A 1,931-nucleotide genomic window follows, 5' to 3' on the forward strand; every position below is an offset into this window, starting at 1 on the left:
CGGCCGGGCCGGCGGCCGGGGCGGCGACCGGGGCGGCGGCGGTGACGCCGAAGGTGTCCTCGAACTGCTTGACGAACTCGGAGAGCTCGATCAGGGTCATCTCCTTGAATGCCTCAAGGAGCTCGTCGGTGCTGAGCTTCGCCATGATGGGCGTCCTTTCTCGTTACTTCTCGTATGCCGTGAGTGGCGGTTTGGGTGCCTGCGTCCGCGGGTGCGGGTCAGGCGTTGTCGTCGCCACCCTCGGCGACGTCGGCGGCCGGGGCGTCCTGAGGGGCGTCCGCAGGAGCGTCCTGCGGGGAATCCGCCGGGGCCTCGACCGGGTCCTGGGGAGCTGCCGGGGCAGCGGGGCCCTCCGCCTCGACCTTGGCGCGCAGGGCGTCGACGGTGCGAGCGGCCTGCGACAAGGGCGCGGCGAAGAGGTAGACAGCGCGGCTCAGCGAGGCATTCATGGCCCCGGCAAGCTTGGCGAGCAGAACCTCGCGCGACTCGAGGTCGGCGAGCTTGGTGATCTCGGCGGCGGTCAGGGCGCGCCCGTCGAGGACACCACCCTTGATCACCAGCAGAGGGTGAGCCTTGGCAAAGTCACGCAGCGACTTGGCAACCTCGACGGCGTCGCCGTCGACGAAGACGATGGCGCTGGGGCCGGCGAGCTGACCCTCGAAAGCGGTCACCCCGGCTTCCTTGGCGGCCAGGTCGGTCAGCGTGTTCTTGACCACGGCGTAGGTGGCGTTGCCACGGAGGTTGGTGCGCAACTCGGTGAGCTGCTTCACGGTCAAGCCGCGGTACTCCGTGAGAACGGCCGCGTTCGAGTTGCGGAATGCCTCCGTCAACTCGGCAATGGCAGCCGACTTGTCGGTCTTCGCCATGTGGGCCTCCTTCCGTCGTCTCGACCGACGGGTGGGCCCGAAACGCGAAAACGCCCCGGCGCAGGGCACCGAGGCGAGCACACGTCATACCGTGTGAAGCTGTCGTCCTGCGCTGGTCGCCCGCGGTGCGGGACCTTCGACTGGCGGCGGTATGCCGTCAGCGACCGGCGGTCATTGGTCCCGTCAAGGTTACGTCCTTCCCCCCGGAACCCCCAAATCGCGGGGGCCGCAGGATCCCCGCCCGATGCCGAAAACCCCGAGTGCGGGGCCATGAGCGTCATGGCCCGCACTCGGGGTTCGTCTCCGACCGGCGCCGGGATCAGCCGGCGCCCGGGATCAGCCGGTGGTGACCTCGGAGGCCGGCGGGGCCTTGATGTCGACCTTCTTGCCCCAGTCGGAGTACTCGACGACGATATTGGTGCCCATGTTGATCGTGGACTTGACCGGGCGGTTCTCGCCGTCCAGGACGTAGGTGACCGGGATGGTCTCCGGCAGCGTCATGGTCGTCGGCAGTTCGGTGTCCATCGCCTCGAAGAGCTTCTTCAGGTCCAGTTCGAGGCTGTATGTCGTGGTGTCGCCGTCCTTGGCCGTCACCTTGGCCTGCTGCCCGCCGAACGCCTTGGATATGGTGGCCGGGTCGAACGCACTGGCGTTGGGCGCGCCGCCCATGGCGGAGGCATCGGTCTTGACCCACTTGGTGCCGCCGGTCAGGCCCTTCATGTAGGTGACGCCGTCGACCGAGATCATGTCGATCTTCTGGCCGCCCATCTCCATGGTCATGGTGCTGTTCTGTTTGCCGTCCTTGACCTCGAAATCGCCTTCGGCCTTGATCGGCGACATGTCCATCGTCATGTGGCCGCTCTGACCGTCCTTGAAGACCTCGGCCATGGCCGCACCCAGCGCGGTGGCGTCGACCTGATCGCCGACCTGCGCGTCGGCCAGGTCGACGGTTGCGCCCCCGCCGGCGTCGCTGCTGGTCGAGGAGGCCGCGGTGTCAGTGGCCGAGGCCGAGGCGGTCGCCGACGCGGAGGCGCTCTGGGTCACGCTGGCCGAGTCGGTCGCCGC

2 protein-coding genes and 1 pseudogene are annotated in these 1,931 nt (G+C 68.5%); all 3 read right to left on the reverse strand.

The genetic code is table 11. The annotated features are described in order from the left end of the window. Positions 1-145 (reverse strand): annotated as a pseudogene (locus BN11_RS16775) (50S ribosomal protein L7/L12); the annotation flags it as partial. A gap of 73 nt (positions 146-218) precedes the next feature. Beyond that, on the reverse strand, positions 219-866 hold the full coding sequence (gene rplJ, locus BN11_RS16780) for a 50S ribosomal protein L10 (protein ID WP_048699486.1): 648 nt from the start codon (positions 864-866) through the stop codon (positions 219-221). A 336-nt stretch (positions 867-1,202) separates the two neighbouring features. Beyond that, positions 1,203-1,931 (reverse strand): LolA-like protein (locus BN11_RS16785; protein WP_048699487.1); only part of this gene is annotated, 729 nt, incomplete at its 5' end.

This window comes from Nostocoides australiense Ben110 (genome assembly GCF_001050535.1).
In the GTDB taxonomy this organism is placed as follows: Bacteria; Actinomycetota; Actinomycetes; order Actinomycetales; family Dermatophilaceae; genus Nostocoides_A; species Nostocoides_A australiense.